The organism is Leptolyngbya sp. AN02str, assembly GCF_050565595.1.
Lineage (GTDB): Bacteria > Cyanobacteriota > Cyanobacteriia > Elainellales > Elainellaceae > Kaiparowitsia.
Genome location: NZ_JBNXVR010000001.1, coordinates 348,749 through 371,395, shown reverse-complemented (window position 1 = coordinate 371,395; position 22,647 = coordinate 348,749). Strand labels below are relative to the sequence as shown.

The following is a 22,647-nucleotide window of genomic DNA, read 5'->3' as shown; positions in this document are numbered from 1 at the left end:
GTTCACAGTACGCATCATGCGAGCGAATGGATGCTAGAAAGTTCTCGTCTGCTATATGCCGTGGCTTTTGCCAATGACCCAGTGCCGTCGAAAGTAACGCGACAGGCTAGATTCTTCCAGCATGAGGCAAATGGGGCGACCGTGGGGGCAGGTGCGTGGCTGTTGGGTGGCTTGCCACTGGCCGAGTAGGGTTTGCATCTCGAGCAGGGTGAGTGGCATCCCGTTGCGAATGGCTGTGCGGCAGGCCGTAGCCACCAGCGCTGTTTCCAAATCGCCGCCCAGGCTCAGTTCTACCAGGGCTTCTGCACAGTCGTCGCGCTGGCTTAGGGGTTCTGGCACGGTTCGCGCGGCCCACACCGTTTCACCAAAATCTTCTATCTCGATGCCCAGCCGCTGCAACTGTTCGACTTGGGTGGGGCTGAGCTGCGACAGCAATATCGGCGGATTGAGCGGCACCATCTGCCAGCGATCGCGCAGTTGTTCGTACAGCACGCGCTCATGGGCAATGTGCTGTTCCACTAGCCAAATGCCTGAGGGATGCTCGGCCAGAATGTAGGTGTTGTGGAGTTGGGCGATCGCTTTGAGGGGGGAATGGGGAGTGGGGAGTGGGGAATCGGGAGATGGGATGGTGCGACTGGAGTCATAGACACCTTCCATTTCCGCCGCTTTGATCACCTGCTCGACTCGTTGGCTATAGGCGGAGTCCGCCAGGGTGTTTGCTTGTAGGCTGAGGGTTTGGTGAATGACGTGGGTAATGCGATCGCGCCATTCATCCAGCGATTGCAAGTAAATTTCGGCCTTGGCTGGATGACGGTTCCAGTCAACGGCACCCGGCGGCACCCGCAGCTGTACCAAGCAAACGGGATAGCGATCGCGCGGCAGAGTGCGTCGAAATGCAGACACAATTGTTTGTTCTAGTTCGGGATGGTGCACAATGCGGCCATTGACGCCAACGTTGACCCAGTCGGGACGACGACGATGGCAGCGATCGGGCAACCCTAGCAGCACCTCTACCGAGGCCGCATTGCCATCAAACCGATGCGATCGCACTTGCAAATCCTGCGGCTGCACCTCACGCAACAGTTGGGGGAAAATGTGCTGAGCGCTTGCCCCACCCCAAATGCAAAACCAATCGCGATCGCCCTGCTGCACTTGCCAAGTGACTTGGGGATGACACAACGCCAACCGATATACCGTTAGCTGTACAGCACGCAACTGCTGTGCCAGCGAGGGTAAACTGTGGCGGCGAGGCAGCAAATTACCAAACAAGTTGGAAACCGTGACGATCGTTCCGGGGGCGATCGCCACCACCTCGGCATGGGCTACGCCTCCGCCAGCGGTGTAGCGCATAGACCAACCTTCATCGGCCTCTGCGGTGCGACTGGCAATCTCCAGTTCCGAAAGCTGCACCAAACTATGCAAGGCCTCACCACGAAAGCCCAGACTGTGGATTTGCCACAAGTCCTCTCGCTGATGAATTTTGCTGGTGCTGTGGGGAGTTGCAGCCGCTTGCAAATCGGCATTGCTCATGCCGACCCCATCATCGGCCACGCGTACTCGCCATTGCTGCGGCCAAAGCGCGATGCGAATGTGGGTTGCGCCTGCATCCAGTGCATTTTCGGCCAGCTCGCGTACCACCGCCGCCAGAGAGTCAATGACCTCTCCAGCCGCCATTAAGTGGATAACATCGTCGGGTAGAGCCTGAATTGCAGCCATGAAACCAAGGATACGGGCGAACGGTTCAGCAGAGCGTGAAAACCCGCACGTGCACGCAAAATTCTGTCGTGGTTCAGCCTTGCTCTCGACGAAGCCTTGCAACTTGGTAAGGCACTTACAACCCCTCTAGGCGGCGATACCATTCATTGTCGATCGCATCCTTTCGTTCTAGCTCTTGTTCGGTAAGCTCGCGTTGCGAGTCGTAGGCTAGGTTGTCTTCACCAACAATGCTTTCGGTGGCAAACTGACGGGCAAAATTGAGCTTGTGTTGCAGCGCTGAGTTGGCTTCGTTGAGCAAAATTGCGCGATCTTGGCGTTGTACATTGCGGGCTTCAATCTTCTGGTTTCGGCGCTGAATCCACAAGTAGCGCAGCAGGGGAATGCCGATAAACCCAAGCCCATAGGCCAACAGCAAGCCGTAAATGCCGCCCACAAAGCCAACAATGCCTCCTAGGGACGCCGCAAACCCATCCCGCAGCAAAAAGCCCAGCCACACCGCCCCAACCAAGTTGGCAGCTCCCAGGCTGCCTGCCAAGGTGAGCTGACCCGAGGAGGCTTTGCTAAACTTCCACAAATTTTCTTTGAGGTAGGCCGGCACAGACTTGGCTTGTTGCTGCTTGGCGCTGACTTGCAGTTCGGGAAAGCGGTAGATGAGCTGGCCGTCGTCGCTGACTTCGGGGCTGCCATTAAATCGGGTCAGGATTGGCAGCATGTAGTCTTCGTACTCTTGGCTGGTACTGCCGTCTGCGATATCCAAATAGGGTGCAATTTGCTCGGCAACCACGGCTCCTCGGTTGTTGCGGATGACGGTGGCGATCGCCCCCCAGCGGCGTTCATCCAGGTCTGCATTGGGATTGCCATCCCCAAATAGGAAAGAGAACACAGACTCTAAGAAACTCAGCTCGCCATCTTTGCCCCCGGCTCCCGGCTTGTAGCGTCGGGGCGAGTAGTCGGGCAAGAAAATGTAGTACCAATCCATGCCAAACCAGAGGCGTGGCAAGAATAGGATGCCGCCGTTGCGATCGCCAATGCTGTCGTTATCCCCATCTCGATTGGCTGTCATCAGCGCAATGTAGATAGCAAGAATGGCCAGCACAATCAAAATCAGCGAGGCCACCAGCGCAATCCCAAAGGAGATGCGGATTATGTAAAACAAAACGCGCCAAACCTGATTCCACCAAGCTTGCAACCGTAGCCGAACATACTTGCTTTGCAAAATTGAACGAAACTGACGGGGAAACACAAAAGCGACATCGCCAGATTCGGCAACTTGCATGTGGCCCCCAGCTTCGGAGGCGAGCGCCAGCAAGCCCTGCTCAGCAAGCTTGATATCCAGCCCAACTTTGGCGGCCACGTCTCCGGCGGTAACTCGATATTGGAGTGCTTCGACAGCCCGCATAATTTCGGGATTTGGCGTCATGACTTTGCCTCGTTCGCAGCGTATCTAAGTTTCCCAATCTCCTTTCCAATCTAGGGACATTCGAGGGAAATCGACAACGTAATTTTAGAGAGAATCACCGAACAGAACTTTGGGGTGTTGTCTGGCAAAGAGCCTGGGCGTTTTGAGGTGGGAAGCGCAACAGGGGCAACAGATAGCCCACAAGCGATAGCAATAGGGCGATCGCCACTTTTTCGAGAAAGGAATGGTGCGATCGCGCCGATTGACAGCAACAGCCTGCACCCACCTCAACCTGCGATCGCTCGGCTGCCGCCTCATGGGGAACTGCGGCCTCAGCGGCAACCCACATGACCGACCCATCGGGGAAAACGACAACATTATCCAGCAGGGTAGGCATGGGCTGTTTCACGTGCGATTCGGCACTGACACCATTCTTAGCAGCAGAGTGAACACTCGCTGGGCGAAATTCGGTGTGATGAGATCCAGGTTGACGAGATTCGGTTGGATCAACCCCACGCTGGATGGACTGAGACGACGACACTAACAAACCTAATTGGTTCATAACGATTCAGGAACTCCGCGACTAGATTTAGTATCGAGGAGTAGCCCAATTTGTCGGGTGATTTGGCAGGGCTACACTGCGTGATATTACGGGCAACCTGGCGTGATGCGATCGCCCCTGTATCCGTGATTGCCCAAGCAGAATGATGTGATAGATGTCACACACTCGTTGCGATCGCCCCTCTGCCTGACCAGCATAATTGACGATGCCGTTTCCTAAATCAACTCATTCTCAATCGGCTTAGCAAAGGTCGGTTTAGCAGATGTAACGATCCAGCAACGGTCTTTCCCAATCTTGGAGAATCGCACCCAAACGACGCTAAAGTAGCTTTAAGATTGTCAACACCAATTGGTAATGATTGGCCTTGATGACTGCCTGTTCTAGGCGCAACCACCCTTTATAAAAACGGTCCTTTATCCTCCCCTTGCTCTATGCCAAGATCGCAGCGCAACGATAACTTTATCGACAAGTCTTTTACGGTCATGGCCGACATCATTTTGAAGATCATGCCCACCAAGCAGCGCGCCAAAGAAGCGTTTGCTTACTACCGGGATGGAATGTCTGCCCAGGCCGATGGTGAGTATGCCGAAGCCATGGCCAACTACGAAGAAGCGCTAACTCTAGAGGATGATCCCTACGATCGCAGCTTTATTTTGTACAATATGGGGCTGATCTACGCCAGCAACGGCGAACACGACAAAGCCTTAGAAAAATATCAAGAAGCGCTAGAGCTCAATCCTCGTATGCCTCAAGCGCTCAACAATATTGCGGTGATTAACCATTACCTGGGCGAGCGAGCCGAAGCTGAAAACGATCGCGCCACTGCCGATGATTACTACGACAAGGCTGCCGAATATTGGCAGCGGGCAATTCGCCTTGCCCCCAACAACTACATCGAAGCCCAAAACTGGCTCAAAACCACAGGCCGCTCCAAAGCCGACATTTTCTTCTAACGCGTTTTTGGGCTACCAACCCAAGCTTCCGGAGTCTCCGGTTTCCCAAAACCATCTCTGGTTTCCCAAAACCCCAAAGGTGGGCATCGCCCACCAGCCTCTCTCTCCTCCCCCGACTCCCCATTCCCGACTCCCCATTCTTGCTCCTAGTCCCTAACTCCTAATCCCTAACCTCTACTTCCTCCCTCTATGTCTATCGATCGCGAACAAGTTCACAAAGTTGCTCATCTTGCCCGTTTGGCACTGACTCCTACCGAAGAAGAGCAGTTCACCACCCAGCTCAGCAGCATTTTGGATTACTTTGAGCAGCTGAGCCAGCTCGATACGAGTGAGGTAGAGCCAACGACCCGCGCCATTGATATGGTGAATGTCACCCGACCCGATGCGCTCCAGCCCGACCCCAACCGAGAGCAAATTTTGGACGGCGCACCCGATCGCGATGGCGAATATTTTCGTGTTCCTCAAATTTTGAACGATTAGCAATTTACAAACTGACTCGGCTAGGAGCATTGGACATGACGGCTTCTCCAACTCCACCCCCTTCGGGCAATACCTGGAAATGGGTTGCGTTTGGCTGTGGAGGAGTTGCGCTTGTCATGATTGGGGCGATCGCTGCTTTGGCATTCTTTGCACAGCGCTATCTCACGCTTGCAGTGGATCCTGAGTCGGCCGCCACCAAAGCTTCCGAAATGATGGACTACGAGATCCCCGGGGGCGCGGTGGGTGTGGTAGCCATTGGCCTTGGGCCGATGCAAATGGCCGGAGTCGCCAGTGCCCAAAAACCTGCCGATACGTCGCTGTTTGTTGGCAAGATGGCGGGCTATGCCGGCCAGGTCGATATCAATGAAATGCAGCGCTCATTTGAGGGTGAGGCAGAAGTGCCGGGTACCACGTTTCGGGTGACGGCTCAGCAAGAAGAGTCGCGTCAGCTCTGTGGACAAGCGGTAACGGTATTGGTTGCAGATGGAGAGCAAACCGACACCAACGCAGCCCCTGGAGAAACGGTGCGCGCTGCCGTGAACATGCAAACGGTGGTGGAGTACGAGGCTGATGTGTTTTTTGTGTCGCTAACGACGGCGGGAGATGGGGCGCGCGATCGCGCCAATCAAGTGTTTGACTCCCTCAACTGTCGATAGCGCTCTGGTTCAGCCCCATTACTTCAACCTCGTGTTAGAGCCTAGGCCGTGCTTTCTGCTGAGTTGGGGATCAGGAACTACCCCATGGACTAGGCGATCGCTCTCCAGGATGGTTTAGGATATTTATCCCAAACAGGACTTACGCACTTGTGTTGTGTGTGGGGTACAAAGCACCCCACACACAACACAAACACACCAGATTTGGTGGACTTGCGTAAGTCCTACCAAACTTAAGCGTGTTTTTTCGGGGTGCCTAATGGTAGAGCCGCAGTGTTCTCCACGGTTTTCGATTGTGGTGCCAATCTATAACGAAGAGGACACCATTCCTGAGCTATATCGGCGAGTGAGTGCCGTTTTAGATATGCTGGATGGCCCATCGGAGCTAATTTTGGTAAATGATGGCAGTCGCGATCGCTCCCTTGCCCTGATGCGGGAACTGCATGAGCGCGATCGCCGCGTGTGCTATCTCAGCTTGGCGCGCAACTTTGGCCACCAAATTGCTGTCACCGCAGGCATGAACTTGGCGCGAGGCGAAGCCGTGGTGGTGATGGATGCCGACCTGCAAGACCCACCCGAGCTGATTTTGGACTTAGTGGAACAGTGGCGACTGGGGTACCACGTGGTGTACGCCCAGCGGGTGCGGCGGCAGCAAGAAGGCTGGCTGAAGCGGCTGTTTGCCTTTGGCTACTATCGGGTGCTGCGCAGCCTTGCCGATGTGGATATTCCCACCGATACGGGCGACTACTGCCTGATGGATCGATCCGTGGTACGAGTGCTCAATGCCATGCCCGAGCGCAATCGCTACATTCGTGGGCTACGGGCCTGGGTAGGCTTTCGGCAAACAGCGGTTCCGTTTGAGCGCGATCCCCGCTATGCTGGCCCGGTCAAATACACGTTTCGCAAGTCGTTGCGCTTGGCTATCAACGGGCTGGTCTCATTTTCCACGGTGCCGCTGCGGCTCTCGACCTATTTGGGATTGATGGCTGCTGCGATCGCCCTCATTATGGCGGTTTTGGTGATTTACTGGCGATTTTTTGAAGTGAATTCGCCTCTGACAGGGTTTGCGGCGATCGCCGTTGCGGTGTTCTTCATTGGCGCCGTACAGCTCATTTGCATCGGTATCTTGGGCGAATACATTGCCCGCATTTACGAAGAAACCCGAGGTCGTCCGCTCTACATTTTGTCGGAAGTCGGCGGATTTGAGACCCTCACCGAACCCAACCTCTAACTCTTTACTCCCGATTCCCTACCCCCTACTCCCGATTCCCTACTCCTACCCCATCTGCTGCAAATAGTCCCGGTATCCCATGTCCTCTAACTTCTGCTGTTTGCCCATCACCATGTCATTCAATCCTTGGGCATAGGCCAAAACTTTGGCTTGCAACTCGGGATCATGGCTAGCCAGAATGCGGATGGCCAGCAATCCGGCATTTTGAGCATTGCCGATCGCCACCGTTGCAACCGGAATTCCGGCAGGCATTTGCACAATGGAGTACAGCGAATCTACGCCCTGTAGCGCTTTTGTGAGGACGGGAACGCCAATCACAGGCAAGGGCGTGAGCGAGGCGACCATTCCGGGCAAATGCGCTGCGCCACCTGCCCCGGCAATAATGACTTGAATGCCGCGCTGGTGGGCAGTTTTGGCATAATCCACCATGCGTTCGGGAGTGCGATGGGCCGAAACGATCGCCACTTCGCAGGGCACACCAAACTGTTCGCAAATGGCGATCGCTCCCTGCATGGTTGGCAAGTCCGAATCGCTGCCCATAATGATGCCAATCACCGGAGAAGACATAAACTAAACCGCTAACCGCTAAATTTGGAAACCTACAGAATAGCCGCTTTGGCTGACCTCAGGCAAACCAAAGCGGCTTCATGGTGTTGGTTAAAAAAAGGTATCTAAGGTTGAACGTTTGTTTTGGTTATCTATAGGGCGATCGCGCAAACCTACTCATCCATCATGCCAAACACAAACGCACAGAACGCAAAAGCGATCATGATAGGCATGGGCGAATGGGCATAAACACTGGCTGCCGCAGAGCAAACCGACACCGACCAAGCGGCCATATTCCAATACTTTTCGTGGCTAGTGAGGCCGCGCTCCAGCTTAATCACTTCTAGCGCTTCGTTGGGAATGGGCAATGGCATTACCGCAAAGGGAGGAAATGCCCAATACTGCTTACTTTCCTGGAAGGGATCTGTCCAGCCATTCTCTTCGCACCATTCTTGAATCCATTCAAAGCAAAACTTATTCATGGCTTGACCACTCAACCTGAAACACCAAGGAACAAACGCTAGGGCGCACTGCAATTGCCTAGCTATTCGCAGCAACCTGCGAACTCATTTGCGATCTGGCTTAAAAATTCCTGATCTCGAACCGAAACCCGTACTCGCAGCATACAAGCAGCCATACGTCGAAGTCATATCACTGCCGAATTACTTTGTAGCCTAACAGACCGAAGCAAAGGCTCATGACTGATGACATTAAACGTTACTTCATACCCTGTTACATCGGCTCAATTGCCCTTGTAGCAAAGGGTTTGGGCGATCGCACTTGGTTTTACCAACTTCGATGGATTGTTTGCAACGATTGCGAACTTGTTGCAATTTGCAATCCCTAAGCGATTTCTGAAACATAATTTCAAACGAGTTCAACCTTTGGATCAATTCCAATTCAGAGATCCTTTGTGAGAGGGATTTCGGCTGGATGAACTGTTACATCTCCATCATCCTGCTTTACATCACGTGGAATAGACAACGCTGAAAAGCGGCGAATAAAAGGAGTGAAAGTCTTTTATGGGGATCAAAGCTTTGCGCTAGAGTTGAGTATGCTTTTACCCCAACGTGGTCAGCGGAGATTTGTTACCATAGGCGTATAGTACGGGCGAACCAAAACCCTCTTTGCGCCATTCATTTGCATCATCAACAGGAGTGTGCAGCGATGAACCAATTTATTGTAATGGCCGACATTATTGAAGAACCGCAGCTGCGCTACACCTCCGATAATCAGTTGCCCATTACCGAAATGTTGGTGCAGTTTTCTGGCATTCGGGAAGATGATCCACCATCCAAGCTCAAGGTTGTGGGCTGGGGCAACTTGGCTCAAGAAATTCAGGAAAACTTTCATGCAGGCGATCGCGTCCTTTTAGAGGGGCGATTGGGCATGGTGTCGTTTGATAACCCCAACGGCTTTAAAGAAAAGCGTGCCGAAATGACTGCCTCGCGTGTTCACAAAGTGGGTGCTGGCGAAATCACCAGCACTCAACCGTCGGCCACCCCCGCCGCCAGTGCGCCCGCCGCCAAAGCCGCTGCCCCCGCCGCCAAAGCCCCGGCCAAAAGCAAGCCCGCTGCCCCGGCTCCTGCCGCTGTAGACTACGACGATATTCCGTTCTAGAGGCGGTTTAGGGCGATCTCGCTCTATACGCCCAACCGTTCAACCAATTCGAGATGGGACAGAGTTCTGATTAAGGATTCTGTCCCGTTGTGCATAGGCCTTACGCACTTCATCCGAAAAACCAGAGGGTTGAATGATTTTTGGGGCGCTTAGCGCCCCAAAAATCATTCAACTGCGTAAGTTTTGGTGTATTTGGGGCTTCTACGGGTTTGCAAATGGATTCTGCGGTCGCCCGTTCAGTAGTGCCGCAAATGTTACAGAATGAGACATAGCGTTATGTGCGACAACACGACTTCGAATGAGCGGATTTAGCAAACTGTGGGTTCAATGGCAACGGTGGGTGTGGACAGGAGCGATCGCGCTGCTGTTGGTACTGGGCTGGGCCAACCCTGCCATGGCCAGCCTGACCGACGATCACTACGATGGCGACATCTTTCCTCTCTATGCTGGAAACGGCTACCTTGTTCCCCCCAAAGTGACCCTGGCTCAAGCCTTTCAGCGCACAAACTATCCCACCGTCCTCAGCTTTTATGTGGATGACAGCAGCGACTGTAAGCAGTTTTCGGCAGTGCTGTCTACGGTCGAAGCCTACTATGGCAAAGTGGTGGATATTTTGCCGATTCGGGTCGATTCCTTGCCGGTAAAAGACCAGTACGATTCCACTGAGCCAGGTTACTACTATTCGGGACAAGTGCCGCAAACCATCATCTTCGACAAAGACAATACGATTCTGTTCAACGAAGTGGGCAATATTCCCTACGAACGGATGGACGATGTGCTGCGCGAAGTGTTTGACCTGCTGCCTCGCGAAGAATCGGTTGAACTCAAGCGTCGTGTCGTCAACGAAATCAACACCGAATTGGTGAAGTAGGTGTCATCGTTTGTGGGACACAGTTTGGCAGGGCTGGCAACCTATGCCATCACTCAACGCATGCAGGCTAGCCCTTCACCAAGGCAAACCCACCTCAGCTGGCGTTGGGCAACCTGGCTGCTGGTGGTCGCATCCCTTCCCGATGTTGACTACCTCGTCCCCGCTCTCATCCTGGAGCAGGCAAACCAGCGGATTAGAACAACCCATTCGTTGTTATTCGCTTTGCTGATACCGGGTTGCACTGTGCTGGTGCTTTGGCTATTGGGCAAACGAGGAACACCGCACAAATGGCAGAGTGTGCAAGTTGTTGGGGTTGGCCTTTCTCATTTGGTGTTGGATTTGCTGACGGGGGTGTTTCCGCTGCCAGTGCTGTACCCGTTCAGCACCCAAACCTTTCGGCTGCCGTTTGGGCTGTTGCCTAGTGCTGGGCGCATTCAGTTCACCAACTATTTTCTCTATCGCAATCTTTTGATTGAGTTAGGAGTCTTGCTGTCTTTAATCCTCAGTCTGTTGGCGCTTACCAAGCGTGCGGTGGGTTTGGGTAAGCGGCTACTGCTCGTTTTGGCCGGATTCACGACTTCTATTGGCTTTATGGTTTGGGTGGCTTCTCTGAGCCGCTGAAGGGCAAGAAGACATCGGTGATGTCCTAGACGTGGGTTGGTGGTTGTGGAAGGGTGCATCGAACCCTTCCACAACCATCAACCACACATTGAAACAAGACCTAGAAACAAGACCTAGGCATCCATGCTCTACCGTGACTCGTTACACTGTGAAAGGACAACAGGAGGTTTAAGCATGACAGGAACAACTGGAGCCGTTACGACGGATGCACGGGTGCTGATGCGGGCGGCTTACGAAAATCGCTACACCTGGGATTCCAACTTTCCGGGCTATACCGCTGATGTGACGCTGACGATGGACGGCAAGGTGCACACGGGCAAGGTGCGCGTGAACCCCGACCTGAAAGCCGAAGTGATGGACGTAGAAGACGAAGCTGCCAAAAAGGCGATCGCCGAGCAAGCTTGGGAAATTGCCATTCACCGGGTCCGCCGCGAGTTTGAAGCGACCCATGCCAACAACCAGTTTGCCCTTGGCGAAACCGACGAAACGGGGGCCGTGGAAATTATTGTTGAAGGCAAGTCTACGGGCGATCGCTACAAAGTTCGCGATAATAAAGTGGTTCTTGTGCACCGTCACATTCATGGCGTGGTTGTCACCATCAATACCTTCACCACCCACGACACCCCTGAGGGCTACCTCTCCCACACCTACGACTCGGTGTACCACGACCCCACCACGGGCGAGCAAAAGGGTGGCGTGAGCCAATTTGACGATCAATACACCAAAGTGGGCGACTACTACGTGTTGACTCAGCGCACCATCACCACCGAGTTCCATGGTAAAAACCATGTGAACGACTTCAATTTCTCCAACATTGCTCTGCTGCAACCAGCCACAGTTTAAGAGCAGTGTAAAGAGCATCGTACAGATTCAATGGCAAGGGTTGGCGGTGTCCAATTATCCCCTCCCATGGTTTCATCGTTCGATCTCTTACAATAGATGTATTGCGAATTGCGATCGCGCTAGGTACCCCTATGTCAACACTGGAACTTACACCTACAAACGTTGAATCTGTTTTAGATGAGTTGCGCCCTTACCTCATTTCGGATGGTGGCAACGTCGAATTGGTCGAGCTAGATGGGCCTGTGGTAAAGCTTCGGCTCCAAGGCGCTTGTGGTTCTTGCCCTAGCTCCACCATGACGTTGCGCATGGGCATTGAGCGCCGTTTGCGTGAGCGCATTCCCGAAATTGCTGAAGTGGAACAGGTTCTCTAACCCCTTCTGAAGATCCGCTCGGGTAAACGGGCTGATAGACTCGAAAGCGGGGAATGCGATCGCGTTCCCCGCTGTTTGGCATTTGGGGCATCCGTCATCAAGCTGTCTTGGTTTAGGATGCTATACCCCTGATTTTGTTCCTCTATCATCGGGTCGCTCCTCTACATAACCTATGACTCATCCGCTCTACGTTGCCTTTGTTTGGCACCAGCACCAACCGTTGTACAAAAGTCGCACAGCGGGGCAATATCGCTTGCCTTGGGTGAGGCTGCACGGCACTAAGGACTATCTCGATTTAGTGCTGTTGCTCGAAAAATATCCCAAGCTGCATCAAACGGTGAACTTGGTTCCCTCGCTGATCATGCAAATTGAGGATTATGTAGAAGGCACCGCGTTTGATCCGTACTTGACGCTGGCGCTGTCTTCCACCGACGAGTTAAGCGAAGAAGATCGACGCTTTATTGTCGAGCACTTTTTTGATGGCAATCACCACACATTGGTGGATCCCCATCCTCGGTATTCTGAGCTATTTCACCAGCGGCAAGACAAAGGTTGGGATTGGTGCATTGATCACTGGAGCCCACAAGATTTTAGCGACCTGCTAGCGTGGCACAACTTGGCTTGGTTTGATCCACTGTTTTGGGATGATTCCGACATTGCAGGTTGGCTCAAGCAGGACCGCAACTTTAGCCTGAGCGATCGCCAGCGCATTTACTCCAAGCAGCGGGAGATCATGAGCCGCATTGTGCCGCAGCACCGCAAAATGCAGGAGTCGGGCCAGCTAGAAGTGACGACGACGCCCTACACCCACCCGATTTTGCCTTTGTTGGCTGATACCGATGCGGGTCGGGTGGCCGTCCCCAACATGGCGTTGCCCCAGCACCGCTTCCAATGGTCGGAAGATCTGCCTCGCCACTTGCAAAAAGCGAAAGACCTGTACCGCGATCGCTTTGGCTGTGAACCTCGGGGATTGTGGCCATCAGAGCAGTCTGTCAGCCCCAGCATCTTGCCCTATATTGCCGCGCAAGGATTCAGCTGGATCATTTCCGATGAGGCGGTACTGGGCTGGACGCTCAAGCACTTCTTCCATCGCGATGGATCGGGAAATGTGCAAGAACCGGAGCTAATGTATCGCCCCTATCGCCTGGAAACGCCCCACGGCGATTTGGCGATTGTCTTTCGGGATCACCGCCTTTCCGATCTGATTGGTTTCACCTACGGCATGATGCAGCCGGAAGAAGCGGCAGCAGATTTGGTGGGCCATTTAGAGGCGATCGCTCACAAACTCGTTTCTCACCAGGCTGAAGGTTCCAGCACTTTGGAACATCCGTGGCTGGTCACCATTGCCCTGGATGGCGAGAACTGCTGGGAATACTATCAGCGCGATGGCGTGCCCTTTTTGGAAAACCTGTACGGCCAGCTCAGCAAGCACGACGGCATTCAGCTCGTCACCGTGTCGGAGTTTCTCGATCAATTTCCACCCACGGCCACCATTCCTGCCGAGAGCCTGCACAGCGGCTCCTGGGTGGATGGCAGCTTCACCACCTGGATTGGCGATCCCGCCAAAAACCGAGCCTGGGATTTGCTCACCCAAGCTCGCATCACCCTGGCCAACCATCCCGAAGCCACCGAAGAGGCCAACCCCGAAGCCTGGGAAGCGCTCTACGCGGCTGAAGGTTCGGACTGGTTCTGGTGGTTTGGTGAAGGCCACAGCTCCAACCAGGATGCCATGTTTGATCAACTCTTTCGAGAGCACCTGGCCGCCATCTACACCGCGCTCAATGAGCCGATCCCACCGGAGGTGCGCCGTCCCGTGGAAGACCATACCCGCCATTGGGACCATGCCCCCACCAGCTTTATCCACCCCATGATTGATGGGCGAGCGGATGAGCAGGATTGGGATAAAGCGGGCCGGATTGAGGTCGGCGGCGCGCGGGGCACCATGCACCGCAGCAGCAAGGTACAGCGCCTCTGGTACGGAGTGGATCACTTGAATTTGTATTTGCGGGTGGATTTTGCCAGCGGCACGCGCCCCGGTATTGATATTCCTCCAGAGCTGCATTTGCTATGGTTCTACCCCGATCGCACGATGCACAACAGTCCGGCTCCGATTGCGGAGCTGCCCGACGAAGCCCCCATGAACTATCACTTCCACCATCATTTGGGGATCAACTTGACCACGGGCGATCGCTGGTTGCAAGAAGCAGGCGAGTATTTCCAGTGGCACTCCTGCCATACCAAAGCGCAAGTTGGGTTTGATACTTGCCTGGAGGTTGCCATTCCTTGGGGAGATCTGCGGGAAATTGGTCCCGACTGGTCGCTACGGCTGGTGGTGATTTTGGCGGAAGACAGCCGCTACGTTAGCTACCTGCCGGAAAATGCGCTGATCCCGGTCAATGTGCCTTAGCGATTAACCCCAATAGTCCTTGCACTCCAACAAACTTATCCTGAACCTAAAGACCCCGCACATAGTGCGGGGTCTTTGGATTGGGCGCGTTGCATCAGTGCGGCTTGATTGGTGCGATCGCCACAGCCGCTTTACTGCGGGGTTTCTTGCAGGTCAGGCCGTTCTTCGGGCACAATGGCCCCTTCGACTGGGCAAACCTGGAGACAAATGCCACAGTCAATACAGGTCGAAAAATCAATCCAATACCAATCCGTGCCCTTGGTATTTTTCTCAGGGCCAGGATGAATGCACGCCACAGGGCAAGCATCGACGCAATCGGCAACTCCTTCACAGGTGTTGGTAACAATGGTGTGCGGCACAGTGTTCTCTTTCTCTCAAATACATCAACAATGACGACAGGACTTGCGTTAAGTCCAGCAAGAGTCAAATTTGACCCTTCATTCACTATAAAAAACTATCAGGATCAAAGCTATCTTGCTTGTGATTCCCTTGATTTTTGGTGTCTCTATGACCCCCTTTGAGCGGCAGCATCAATCCCTGCACCATAACTGAGCGATCTAGTTCCACGTTCCGATGCAGAGTTGTAGGACGATCTCTTTTAATAACCTATTTATTTTTCTTTTGCTGATGTGCTAAGCGCCATGCTAAATGACGATTAATCGCTGTGATTGCATCTTCTATTCGCCAGCGAAATTCAGTTTGACAACGAAGTTCACGTAAAAGAATCGGTTTAAAAAGGTGCTTCTCTAGTCGCTGCTTTGTACGTGCAATGTATGCAAGACCTAAGCAAGCATTAGCCCGTACCTTATCACTTGAATGTTCAGCTAAACGCAAACGTACATCTTGGGCATATTTCCAATCTGGAAAATTCTCGCCCAATGCTAATGGCAAGATTAAAAGATCCTCTATCGATCCACAACGCAATATCCTCTCAATTTCCTTTTTGTCCCTGAGTATAGGTAGATGGCGATAGATGCGTGGTTGTGAACTGGATCCTGAGCTGTTCATTAGTTCAATAAATCAATCAAGCATGGGAGCGCTTGCTAGCAGTCTGACAATAATTCCCTTATCTATGACCTGGCGGCACAATATCAGGTCTCATCCAGAAACATTCACATACGGTCTTGATCCTAAATCTAGCTGCATTAACCCACGTTTTCAAAGAAGAGTTCTAAGCAACATCATTCGAGCTATGTTTGACTCAATCGGAGGGCGATCGCGCCATTTGCTTCAGCGAGCCCAGAGCGGACCAAAATGTTAGCCCTGCATGGATAAACCCCTGCCTAATCAGGAATGTGATAGCATCCGATTAATTTTTTATGCTCTTTGGACTTACGCATTTGTGTTGTGGTGGTGTGGAAGCACGCCACCACAACACGAACCCTCTTAATTTAGTGGGCTTGCGTAAGTCCTGTCCCTAATAAAAAGCAGAGTTATGCAGATCAAAGAGCGCTGGAATCGTTTGAAGCCGTGGCATCGCGGTCTGGTGTTCAGCGGGCTCATATTGCTGGCTGGGTTGGGATTTTTGTACTGGCGCTTTCAACGCGCCATCACCCCGATTGCTCCCTCTGCGTTTTATACGCCACCAAACCTGTTGCCAGCAGGCACTCCGGGCACGATTCTGCGCCAAGAGCCTCTCCTGGCAGATCTGCCCGAAGGAGCCGTAGCGTGGCGCATTATGTACCTTTCTACTGGCATGAATGGTCAGCCGATCGCCGTTACGGGTACGGTCGTCGCGCCCAAAGATGCAGGTAACTCACCGCTTCCGGTGGTGGCATGGGCGCACGGCACCATTGGCGTGTTGCCAGAGTGCGGAGTGAGCCACACCGCAGACCCCTACAAGCAAACGCCGGTTGTGGATTTGATGGTGCAGCAGGGCTTTGTTGTTGTGGCAACCGATTATCCCGGTTTGGGAACACCCGGCATTCACCCCTATTTAGTCGGCAGTGTGTCAGCTCACTCCATCCTCGATTCTGTGCGGGCAGCGCAGCAGTTGGGGGTAAATGCGGGCGATCGCTTTGTGGTGTGGGGTGCCTCGCAGGGGGGACAGGCGGCCATGTGGGCAGCACAGTCGGCTGCGACCTATGCTCCAGAGCTAACCTTGGTGGCGGCAGCGGCGGCGGCTCCGGCCATTAACTTAGCTGGCATTATCGAAGCCAAAACCGATGACCAGGGTGGTGGTGTGTTTATTGGAGAAGCGCTGTATGCCTGGAGCCACACCTATCCCAATGCCAATCTAGACGACATCATCCGACCAGAGCATCGGCAGCAGTTTGAGCGAATGGCGACGACCTGTGTGTCTACGCCTGCCGCATTTTTAACGCTGGGCACGTTGCTCAAGCCATCGGAGTATTTGAGCGTTGATTTAATGGCGACTGAGCCATGGCGCACCATTATTGATCAAAACACGCCACGCGATCCCATTCCGGTGCCGCTGTTGATTACCCATGGCACGGCAGATCCGCTGATTCCGCTGGAGCTAAGCGAGGCGGAGGTTGCGCGCCGCTGTGCCGCTGGAGAAGATGTTGAGTTGGTTCGCCTGCCTGGGGTGGGCCACGATGCGCGAAATGAGTCTGGCATTGTGACGGTGGGCTGGATTCAAGATCGCTTTGCTCAACGACCCACTGGCTCTAACTGTGAGGCAATGCCAAGCCAGGGCTAGGGGTGTACTGCAGATTTTCGAAACTCGGCTGGGCAACGGTTTTCCCAAAAAGCCCATGACTCATCTGCGCCATGAGGGTAATGGCAGAGAGCGATCGCACCCAATGCCAAAAATAATTCAAACAATCTTGTGAAGTTAAACCAACACTCCATTCGGACGATGTTTTTTATGTTTGTATAGCTTAAAGACTTTTTGTTCCTGTGCGATTTAAGGAATACCGTCTTTTTCTACACTTCAAGAACTCTAAGTCATTTCCAGGGTGCGTTTATGACCAAACAGATACTGCGGTTTACGCGTGATTCGTTCCTTAAGCGGCGTCCAGAGCATTTGGGGCACTTGCCCGAGCATGAAAAATACCCGGTCAAAGCTGGGACAGAATACGAGATTGCTTCCTACGCATGGGCTGATTCTTCTGGCGATTTTGACGAACACATCAAATTTGCCCTCAAAGAGCAGGCTATCAACGGTTTCAACACATGGTTTGTGTTTAATCGCTCTGCAGAAGTCGTGTTTGACGGTGCGATCGTTTATCCCCTAGAAGAGCAATCTGCGGTTCAAATTCTCAGAATTACGCACCCTACCATCCTTAAGCGGCGGCCGGTCTTTGCCTCGGAACTATCGCCTGAGGAAATGGCTGAAGTTTCTGTTGGCACTACCTTTGACCTGCATTCCTATGCCTATTCTGATGTGGCAGGCAGCTTTAACGATCACATTCGCTTTGCCATTAATCAGCCTGAGGACTACATTCGCGGATTGAGTACGTGGTACGTATACAAGTTTCATGCTCAAGTTGAGTTTGACAATGCCGTGGTGTATCCCCTGCCGGATGTTGATCCGCTGGTTGCGCCGATCTCGGCTCCAAGGCCAGCGGCGGCTCCCCAACCGATGCCTCAACCAGTGGCTGTGCCTCAACCGGTGGCTGCAGGACGGGTGGAGCAGCCTCCTGCATCTAGTAAACCACCTGCCTACAGTGGCCCAACCATAACGCTACCGGGCAAAGGCAAGGTCTTTTTGTGTGAACCGATCATTCCGGGAGGTAGCTTTAGCTGGGCGGAGGCCACCCATGGCGGTAGCCGTATTCCCAAAACCGTCCAGGAAGTTGAGAACATTGTTGCGCTGGCCCAACCGCTCCAGCGTGCGCGTGAGCAGTTGGGATGCCCCTTTAAGGTAACCTCTTGGTATCGACCTGAGCCGTTTAATCGACGTGCAGGAGGTGTGCGCAACAGCCAGCACCTAGGCGGCAAGGCGGCAGATTTGGTTGTGGCGGGTATGAGCGGTCGTCAGGTTGCAAATGCTGTTATGAGCTGGTGGCCAGGTGGCATCGGCATTTACCCCGGCAATCGCAAGCACATTGTGCATTTGGATGTGGGTTCTCGCCGTTCATGGGGGTTCTAGCGTCTCTTGGTGCGATCGCCATGTGAGGTCCAACAATCCCTGAACGCTAAGCCATGAACCGCAACTGGCGTTATCAGGTAAAAAGCAAAGAGACCCTGCTGTTCTAGGGTCTCTTCTTCCATCTAGGCTGCTGCTCAGCAATCAGCAGCAGTAACAAGAATTAAGTTAGGAGCCGATCGCTTCTACACTAACGGTTCCATCCACATCCACCCAGGCCAGTTGAGGAATGCCGCGATCGCGCGCATAGTCTCGAATGGTGTCGGGTGTTTGCTGAACGCCAAGCTCTAGCTCAACCCGTACCAGGCTGGTGGAGGTACGAATCGTTTGAGCATGGGCAAAGGCTGCAGCATAGGCCTGGGGCGATCGCGGTACTACCAACCAGTCGGCACTGGGAGTTTGCGTTGGTAGATGGCCGCTAGGTAGTAGCGTTTGGTGCAAATCTTCGATATTGAACACAAAGCCAACACCGGGCGACGCCTTGCCTTGGGGGTGGTAAAGCCCTAACAGTTGGTCGTAGCGTCCACCCTGTCCCAGCACCCGCCGACCCGAGGCGCGATCGCTCACAATTTCAAAGACAATTCCCGTGTAATAGTCAAAGGTTTGGATCAAGCTTAGATCCAATACCAACGTTGGCGACGAGGTTCCCGCCTGAGCAAGGCTTTCCTGCAACAGGTCGATCAATGCTTTGAGATTATGAACAATGCTTTGCTGCTGTGGCGTGAGGTCGAGACTGGTGACTCGCTGCAACACATCTTGAGGCCGACCCCGCAAATCTAGCAGCAGCAAGGCGCGATCGCGCAACTCGTCCGACAAGGGCAGCGATTCTAAGCCAATGCGATCTAACCGGGCGATCGCCCCCCGTACCTCATCCCGAATCGACTCAGGGAAGCTAGAAAAGAGCGATCGGGTCAGTCCGGCTTCAGCTAAAACTAAATGACAATTCTGCAAATGGAGGGTCTTCAAGCAATCGGCTACCAGAAGCAGCACCTCAGCATCTGCCGCAACGCCCCCTGCACCCAATAGTTCAATTCCCGCTTGAAAGAACTCCTGCTGCCGATCAAAAGCGCTACTGCCCAACCGTCGAAACACATTCGACGTGTAATATAGGCGCAGCGGCAAGGTCGCCCCCGCCATCCGAGTAACTGCTGCACGGGCGATGGAAGCTGTGAGTTCCGGACGCAATCCCAACTCTTCGTTTTGCCCATCTTGCAGTTGCAGCACGGTCGAACGCTGCACAGCCCCCCCAGCCATCAGCGTATCCATGCGCTCAAGCGTCGAGGTAATGATGCGGTGATACCCCCAGCGGTGAAAGACTTGCTGCAAGCGATCCTCAATCCATCGCTTTTGTGCAACATCCAGCGGAAACAGATCCCGCGCACCAACAGGGGGTTGATAAATCATTTCTTTTTCCCACCAAACAAACCAAACAAACCACCACCTTGAGACTTACCATTTTTTGGGGGCGTTTTGGCTGCTTTAGCATCGGGTTTCTTGGGATTGGCTGCGGCTTTTTGGCCGGGGGCGCTGGCAGCGGCACCATCAATTCGGCGCATTCCCTCTTGGGCAATAGTGTCTTCGGGGTTTAGCTCTAGCGCCTTACGGAAATGAATTTTGGCCATGGTGAGCTGCTTGGATTTGTAATAAATCAATCCCAAACGGCTGTGAACGGTCGCATTGGTTGGGGCCATTTGCAGCGCATCTCGTAATTCTTTGATGGCGCTGGTAAAGTCGTTTTTCTTTTCAAACTCTTGCGATCGCCTCATATACGCTGCCACAATCGCATCTTTCGTTTGTGGAGGCTTGGGAGCGGCGGCAGGTCGTCCGGGGGCAGGAGGTGCTGTGGTGCGGTTCTCTCCCGATGCAGGCATCTGAGTCGTTGGAGCAGCAGGGCTAGGCGACAAAAAGTCGCTCTTGCCAGACTTCCGCATGACGTACACCAAATTCAACTCGCTGATTTGACCCGTCACGTCTATCGTTTTGTCGAGGTGATGATACTGCTCTTCTGCCAGCTTTTTGACAGCCATTCGATAGGCATAATCCAGCTCGCCCCGCTCTTCTGCGAGCTTGCGCGACACCTCTCCCGTCAGCACGACGGTTTCTTGTTGCCGCAGGGCCTGTTGCCCCTTCAGCTTGAGCAAAACTTGATGCTCAACCAGGCTCTTTTCATTCGACAAAATTTCGTAGGCCGGGTTCACCAGCTTTGACAAAAACTCAGCCGCGCGCTGGCGATCTTCCTCGCTCTCCTTCGCGCAGCTATCGGGATGCAGTCGCCTAGCTAGCTTGAGATAGTACTTGCGGATCTCTTTGGCATCGGCATCGACCGGTGCACCTAGCACAGCATGATGATCGGTAAATTCAAAACCAAACAAGCCTTGGTCAATCTTTAGCGACATGCAAACCCTCTTCCAACCTGCCCAAGTTCCCTCTAGTGTACTTCGCTTATCCTCGCTGTGGAGGTTAGGTTTGAGCGAATTCTGACAAAGGTTGAATCTGTTGCAGTGTGGCGCTCAGTTCTTGGTGGATTTTGCCGTTGGTTGCCAAAATGCGCCCCGATTTGATGTCGTAGGGGCTGCCATCATAGGCTGTCACTTGTCCGCCTGCTTCTCGAATGAGCACAATGCCCGCCGCCATATCCCAAGGAGAGAGGCCGCGCTCCCAAAATCCATCAACCCGGCCACAGGCTACAAAGGCTAGATCTAACGATGCGGCCCCTCCGCGACGTACCCCTTGGGTAAGGTGGGTGAGATGGCAAAACTCAGCATAGTTATTGTCGGGAGTGGAGCAGCGATCATAGGCAAAACCAGTGGTTAGCAGGCTGTGTTCTAAATCAGCGGTGGTGGAGACGTGGATGGGCTGACGGTTGCGGGTAGCTCCCAGACCCTTGGCAGCGCGAAATAGCTCGTTGTAGTAGGGGTTGTAAATTACCCCTACTTGGGGCTCTCCGTGGATCAGCAAGCCGATGGATACCGCAAAAAAAGGAAACCCATGGGCGTAGTTGGTGGTGCCATCTAAAGGATCGACGGCCCACAGGTACTCACTAGAGTCGAGCCCCGAGGCTCCGGTTTCTTCGGCTAAGATGGCATGTTCGGGAAAGTGTCGCCGCAGTCGGCTGAGCACTTCGGCTTCGGCAGCGTGGTCGGCTTCGGTGACCAAATTGCCCGATCGCCCCTTTTCTTCAATGGCTTCTAGATTTCCGTAATGTTGCAAAATCACGCTGCCAGCTGCGAGTGCGGCCTCGGTTGCAATATCGAGAAAAATATGGAGCTGATCGGGAGTGGTCATGAAAGCCAGGGGAAATGAAATTGCTGAACGGACAGGATAGATGGCACGCTCTCAATAAGAGCGCGACTGCGCACTGGAGCCAGATAACACTGGGGAAGGGTTGGGTTAGAGGCGCGATCGCCTATTCCTCATCCAGGGGGAGACCCCGCTTGACCTTGCCCCGACCAAAGTAGCGTCCAAACTGCTGCTCGTATACTTCATCTTCATCCTGAGTTTCCACTTCCAGGTCACTCAAAGGATAGCTGACACACAGCAGGGCGTAACCTTTGGCCCGCAGCTCTGGCGACAGACCCATGGCTTCGGGCTGATACAGCTCTCCCGACAATACTCGTACGGCACAGGCGGTGCAGGCTCCATTCCGGCACGAAAACGGCAGCTCAGCTCCGTCGTGCTCGGCAGTGTGCAAAATGTAGCGATCTTCGGGCACAACAACCGAATGGGTTGTGTTGGTTTGTCGGTTGTGGATGCGAACGGTATAGGAACGGGTCATGCTGGGTTGAACAACATTAACTGGGCAGTGCTTTGATCATACGGCTTTCTGTGCCTGGTATGGGGCCGTTGATGGTTTGGGCGATCGCTCACTCTCAGGACTGACGCAGTTGAATAATGTTTGGGGCACTTAGCGCCCTAAACATTATTCAACCCCTGGTTTTTTTTGACGAAGTGCATAAGTCCTCACTCTTTCGGGTCTCGGGCTCTTGCAAGCTTGAGCAAGCGCTCGTTTGGGAAAAACTCATGAATCGAACGGAGAGATTTCACTCATTCCGGCGCAAGTTCTGATACGATGATTATTTGTGACCAGATTGACGTGCTCATGCAGCATGGCCTAAATCAGAAGTCGCACGATACAACTGCATACCCCCCTGGAGAGATGGCCGAGTGGTTGAAGGCGCAGCACTGGAAATGCTGTTTAGGGGTAACTCTAACGAGGGTTCGAATCCCTCTCTCTCCGTTGAAAAAAGCTAAATCCTCAATGCATTGATTTAGCTTGGCTCAAGCAATGTTTAATCGATAGGCAGTCACTCCACACGACGG

General features: G+C 53.5%; 23 protein-coding genes and 1 tRNA gene. 13 read left to right on the top strand and 11 right to left on the bottom strand.

The features are described from left to right. Positions 1–51: 51 nt before the first annotated feature. From mutL to ACQ4M4_RS01615, 3 genes are all read right to left on the bottom strand, one after another. Entirely contained in the window at positions 52–1,716 is a 1,665-nt protein-coding gene (mutL, locus tag ACQ4M4_RS01625; protein WP_430682699.1) for a DNA mismatch repair endonuclease MutL, read from the bottom strand. 115 nt (positions 1,717–1,831) lie between these two features. Further along, positions 1,832–3,136 (bottom strand): hypothetical protein, encoded by a 1,305-nt coding sequence (locus ACQ4M4_RS01620; protein WP_430682698.1) that lies wholly within the window; start codon positions 3,134–3,136, stop codon positions 1,832–1,834. Positions 3,137–3,230: 94 nt separating this feature from the next. Next, complete coding sequence (locus ACQ4M4_RS01615) at positions 3,231–3,677, bottom strand: hypothetical protein (protein WP_430682697.1); 447 nt, start codon at positions 3,675–3,677, stop codon at positions 3,231–3,233. 431 nt (positions 3,678–4,108) lie between these two features. Here ACQ4M4_RS01615 and ACQ4M4_RS01610 point away from each other — a divergent pair, with 431 nt between their 5' ends. From ACQ4M4_RS01610 to ACQ4M4_RS01595, 4 genes are all read left to right on the top strand, one after another. Continuing rightward, the gene (locus ACQ4M4_RS01610; protein WP_430682696.1) at positions 4,109–4,630 is read left to right on the top strand and encodes a photosystem I assembly protein Ycf3; all 522 of its coding nucleotides are present in this window, start codon (positions 4,109–4,111) and stop codon (positions 4,628–4,630) included. Between the two features lie 189 nt (positions 4,631–4,819). Continuing rightward, a complete protein-coding gene (gene gatC / locus ACQ4M4_RS01605; protein ID WP_430682695.1) occupies positions 4,820–5,110 on the top strand; it encodes an Asp-tRNA(Asn)/Glu-tRNA(Gln) amidotransferase subunit GatC in 291 nt (96 codons plus the stop codon). A gap of 35 nt (positions 5,111–5,145) precedes the next feature. Continuing rightward, entirely contained in the window at positions 5,146–5,766 is a 621-nt protein-coding gene (locus tag ACQ4M4_RS01600) for a hypothetical protein (protein ID WP_430682694.1), read from the top strand. Between the two features lie 256 nt (positions 5,767–6,022). Beyond that, on the top strand, positions 6,023–6,994 hold the full coding sequence (locus tag ACQ4M4_RS01595) for a glycosyltransferase family 2 protein (RefSeq protein WP_430682693.1): 972 nt from the start codon (positions 6,023–6,025) through the stop codon (positions 6,992–6,994). 45 nt (positions 6,995–7,039) lie between these two features. On the opposite strand, the gene purE is transcribed toward ACQ4M4_RS01595, so the two are convergent. Both purE and ACQ4M4_RS01585 read right to left on the bottom strand, forming a co-directional pair. Beyond that, positions 7,040–7,561 (bottom strand): 5-(carboxyamino)imidazole ribonucleotide mutase, encoded by a 522-nt coding sequence (purE, locus tag ACQ4M4_RS01590; RefSeq protein ID WP_430682692.1) that lies wholly within the window; start codon positions 7,559–7,561, stop codon positions 7,040–7,042. A 152-nt stretch (positions 7,562–7,713) separates the two neighbouring features. Beyond that, on the bottom strand, positions 7,714–8,022 hold the full coding sequence (locus ACQ4M4_RS01585; RefSeq protein WP_430682691.1) for a hypothetical protein: 309 nt from the start codon (positions 8,020–8,022) through the stop codon (positions 7,714–7,716). 685 nt (positions 8,023–8,707) lie between these two features. Between ACQ4M4_RS01585 and ACQ4M4_RS01580 the strand changes: the two genes are divergently transcribed. From ACQ4M4_RS01580 to ACQ4M4_RS01555, 6 genes are all read left to right on the top strand, one after another. Continuing rightward, positions 8,708–9,160 carry a single-stranded DNA-binding protein gene (locus tag ACQ4M4_RS01580; RefSeq protein WP_430682690.1) on the top strand — a complete coding sequence of 151 codons (453 nt, stop codon included), beginning with the start codon at positions 8,708–8,710 and terminating at the stop codon, positions 9,158–9,160. 298 nt (positions 9,161–9,458) lie between these two features. Beyond that, complete coding sequence (locus ACQ4M4_RS01575; protein ID WP_430682689.1) at positions 9,459–10,031, top strand: thylakoid membrane photosystem I accumulation factor; 573 nt, start codon at positions 9,459–9,461, stop codon at positions 10,029–10,031. Next, on the top strand, positions 10,032–10,652 hold the full coding sequence (locus ACQ4M4_RS01570) for a metal-dependent hydrolase (RefSeq protein ID WP_430682688.1): 621 nt from the start codon (positions 10,032–10,034) through the stop codon (positions 10,650–10,652). It abuts the gene before it with no gap. 174 nt (positions 10,653–10,826) lie between these two features. Next, entirely contained in the window at positions 10,827–11,495 is a 669-nt protein-coding gene (locus tag ACQ4M4_RS01565) for a DUF3386 domain-containing protein (RefSeq protein ID WP_430682687.1), read from the top strand. 131 nt (positions 11,496–11,626) lie between these two features. Beyond that, on the top strand, positions 11,627–11,866 hold the full coding sequence (locus ACQ4M4_RS01560; RefSeq protein ID WP_430682686.1) for a NifU family protein: 240 nt from the start codon (positions 11,627–11,629) through the stop codon (positions 11,864–11,866). A 172-nt stretch (positions 11,867–12,038) separates the two neighbouring features. Further along, positions 12,039–14,273 carry a glycoside hydrolase gene (locus ACQ4M4_RS01555; protein ID WP_430682685.1) on the top strand — a complete coding sequence of 745 codons (2,235 nt, stop codon included), beginning with the start codon at positions 12,039–12,041 and terminating at the stop codon, positions 14,271–14,273. A 131-nt stretch (positions 14,274–14,404) separates the two neighbouring features. Here ACQ4M4_RS01555 and ACQ4M4_RS01550 read toward each other — a convergent pair whose 3' ends face one another. After that, positions 14,405–14,632: an indolepyruvate ferredoxin oxidoreductase subunit alpha gene (locus tag ACQ4M4_RS01550; protein ID WP_430682684.1), complete on the bottom strand. Its 228-nt coding sequence runs from the start codon at positions 14,630–14,632 to the stop codon at positions 14,405–14,407. 247 nt (positions 14,633–14,879) lie between these two features. Beyond that, positions 14,880–15,164, bottom strand: coding sequence for a hypothetical protein (locus tag ACQ4M4_RS01545; protein ID WP_430682683.1), 285 nt, complete (start codon positions 15,162–15,164; stop codon positions 14,880–14,882). Positions 15,165–15,708: 544 nt separating this feature from the next. Between ACQ4M4_RS01545 and ACQ4M4_RS01540 the strand changes: the two genes are divergently transcribed. Both ACQ4M4_RS01540 and ACQ4M4_RS01535 read left to right on the top strand, forming a co-directional pair. Further along, positions 15,709–16,935, top strand: a complete 1,227-nt coding sequence (locus tag ACQ4M4_RS01540; RefSeq protein WP_430682682.1) for an alpha/beta fold hydrolase — start codon at positions 15,709–15,711, stop codon at positions 16,933–16,935. A 267-nt stretch (positions 16,936–17,202) separates the two neighbouring features. Further along, positions 17,203–18,330 (top strand): YcbK family protein, encoded by a 1,128-nt coding sequence (locus ACQ4M4_RS01535; protein ID WP_430682681.1) that lies wholly within the window; start codon positions 17,203–17,205, stop codon positions 18,328–18,330. Positions 18,331–18,495: 165 nt separating this feature from the next. Here ACQ4M4_RS01535 and ACQ4M4_RS01530 read toward each other — a convergent pair whose 3' ends face one another. The 4 genes from ACQ4M4_RS01530 to ACQ4M4_RS01515 form a co-directional block, all read right to left on the bottom strand. Beyond that, positions 18,496–19,731, bottom strand: a complete 1,236-nt coding sequence (locus ACQ4M4_RS01530; protein ID WP_430682680.1) for an ATP phosphoribosyltransferase regulatory subunit — start codon at positions 19,729–19,731, stop codon at positions 18,496–18,498. Next, positions 19,728–20,723 (bottom strand): tetratricopeptide repeat protein, encoded by a 996-nt coding sequence (locus ACQ4M4_RS01525; protein WP_430682679.1) that lies wholly within the window; start codon positions 20,721–20,723, stop codon positions 19,728–19,730. The genes ACQ4M4_RS01530 and ACQ4M4_RS01525 overlap by 4 nt, the downstream gene beginning before the upstream one ends. A 64-nt stretch (positions 20,724–20,787) precedes the next feature. Continuing rightward, positions 20,788–21,612, bottom strand: coding sequence for an inositol monophosphatase family protein (locus ACQ4M4_RS01520; RefSeq protein WP_430682678.1), 825 nt, complete (start codon positions 21,610–21,612; stop codon positions 20,788–20,790). 121 nt (positions 21,613–21,733) lie between these two features. Then, a complete protein-coding gene (locus tag ACQ4M4_RS01515) occupies positions 21,734–22,102 on the bottom strand; it encodes a 2Fe-2S iron-sulfur cluster-binding protein (protein ID WP_430682677.1) in 369 nt (122 codons plus the stop codon). 375 nt (positions 22,103–22,477) lie between these two features. Between ACQ4M4_RS01515 and ACQ4M4_RS01510 the strand changes: the two genes are divergently transcribed. Further along, positions 22,478–22,564: transfer RNA gene (locus tag ACQ4M4_RS01510), tRNA-Ser, on the top strand. Positions 22,565–22,647: the final 83 nt, after the last annotated feature.

Bases quoted from the DNA above. Each gene is read 5' to 3' on its own strand.
- mutL (WP_430682699.1), bottom strand. From the start codon at position 1,716: ATGGCTGCAATTCAGGCTCTACCCGACGATGTTATCCACTTAATGGCG.
- ACQ4M4_RS01620 (WP_430682698.1), bottom strand. From the start codon at position 3,136: ATGACGCCAAATCCCGAAATTATGCGGGCTGTCGAAGCACTCCAATAT.
- ACQ4M4_RS01615 (WP_430682697.1), bottom strand. From the start codon at position 3,677: ATGAACCAATTAGGTTTGTTAGTGTCGTCGTCTCAGTCCATCCAGCGT.
- ACQ4M4_RS01610 (WP_430682696.1), top strand. From the start codon at position 4,109: ATGCCAAGATCGCAGCGCAACGATAACTTTATCGACAAGTCTTTTACG.
- gatC (WP_430682695.1), top strand. From the start codon at position 4,820: ATGTCTATCGATCGCGAACAAGTTCACAAAGTTGCTCATCTTGCCCGT.
- ACQ4M4_RS01600 (WP_430682694.1), top strand. From the start codon at position 5,146: ATGACGGCTTCTCCAACTCCACCCCCTTCGGGCAATACCTGGAAATGG.
- ACQ4M4_RS01595 (WP_430682693.1), top strand. From the start codon at position 6,023: ATGGTAGAGCCGCAGTGTTCTCCACGGTTTTCGATTGTGGTGCCAATC.
- purE (WP_430682692.1), bottom strand. From the start codon at position 7,561: ATGTCTTCTCCGGTGATTGGCATCATTATGGGCAGCGATTCGGACTTG.
- ACQ4M4_RS01585 (WP_430682691.1), bottom strand. From the start codon at position 8,022: ATGAATAAGTTTTGCTTTGAATGGATTCAAGAATGGTGCGAAGAGAAT.
- ACQ4M4_RS01580 (WP_430682690.1), top strand. From the start codon at position 8,708: ATGAACCAATTTATTGTAATGGCCGACATTATTGAAGAACCGCAGCTG.
- ACQ4M4_RS01575 (WP_430682689.1), top strand. From the start codon at position 9,459: ATGAGCGGATTTAGCAAACTGTGGGTTCAATGGCAACGGTGGGTGTGG.
- ACQ4M4_RS01565 (WP_430682687.1), top strand. From the start codon at position 10,827: ATGACAGGAACAACTGGAGCCGTTACGACGGATGCACGGGTGCTGATG.
- ACQ4M4_RS01560 (WP_430682686.1), top strand. From the start codon at position 11,627: ATGTCAACACTGGAACTTACACCTACAAACGTTGAATCTGTTTTAGAT.
- ACQ4M4_RS01555 (WP_430682685.1), top strand. From the start codon at position 12,039: ATGACTCATCCGCTCTACGTTGCCTTTGTTTGGCACCAGCACCAACCG.
- ACQ4M4_RS01540 (WP_430682682.1), top strand. From the start codon at position 15,709: ATGCAGATCAAAGAGCGCTGGAATCGTTTGAAGCCGTGGCATCGCGGT.
- ACQ4M4_RS01535 (WP_430682681.1), top strand. From the start codon at position 17,203: ATGACCAAACAGATACTGCGGTTTACGCGTGATTCGTTCCTTAAGCGG.
- ACQ4M4_RS01530 (WP_430682680.1), bottom strand. From the start codon at position 19,731: ATGATTTATCAACCCCCTGTTGGTGCGCGGGATCTGTTTCCGCTGGAT.
- ACQ4M4_RS01525 (WP_430682679.1), bottom strand. From the start codon at position 20,723: ATGTCGCTAAAGATTGACCAAGGCTTGTTTGGTTTTGAATTTACCGAT.
- ACQ4M4_RS01520 (WP_430682678.1), bottom strand. From the start codon at position 21,612: ATGACCACTCCCGATCAGCTCCATATTTTTCTCGATATTGCAACCGAG.
- ACQ4M4_RS01515 (WP_430682677.1), bottom strand. From the start codon at position 22,102: ATGACCCGTTCCTATACCGTTCGCATCCACAACCGACAAACCAACACA.